Consider the following 563-nt stretch of genomic DNA (forward strand, 5'->3'; position numbering starts at 1 on the left):
ATCAACCCCGAAGGCTGACCATGTGGGAACCCCGATCGGAACCGCTTCCCGGTGAGTTCTTGTGCCGCCGCCGGGACAGCCCACGCGAGCGAAATCCATAAGGGGCCACCCCCGCAGTGTCCGCTGGCAACCGTCTTCTTTCTGATTTTCAGGGTGGGGGCGGTTTCTTCCGTGAGATGGCCAGATCATGCCAACCCACTGACACGGAACGCCATCCAAGGTAACTTCCTGTAGCGGTCCCCCACCATATTCGCGGGAGATGCCTCGTGACCATAGCCGAACAGCCCCCTGCCACTGTCGGAGCGACCACTGCGCGCATGCTGTGGCTCGACCTCACTCGAATGTGCCAGCTCGAATGCTCGCACTGCTACAACCGCTCAGGACCGGAGGGCAGCCACGGCACCATGACCCGGGAGGACTGGTTCACGGTTGTGGACCAAGCTGCCGCAACCGGAACGGAACTCGTCCAGCTCATCGGCGGCGAGCCGACCCTGCACCCGGACGCGCTGGACATCGCTGACCGGGCTCTCACCGCTGGGATGCGCGTCGAGGTGTACTCGAAT

At 63.4% G+C, this 563-nt stretch carries 1 protein-coding gene; it reads left to right on the plus strand.

Annotated elements, in window-relative coordinates; genetic code table 11:
• Positions 1-317: 317 nt before the first annotated feature.
• The coding region (locus ACSIH6_RS39420) for a radical SAM protein (protein WP_435114006.1) at positions 318-563 on the plus strand (246 nt) is incomplete at its 3' end.

This window comes from Nocardiopsis synnemataformans, from assembly GCF_965343085.1.
In the GTDB taxonomy this organism is placed as follows: Bacteria; Actinomycetota; Actinomycetes; order Streptosporangiales; family Streptosporangiaceae; genus Nocardiopsis; species Nocardiopsis alborubida.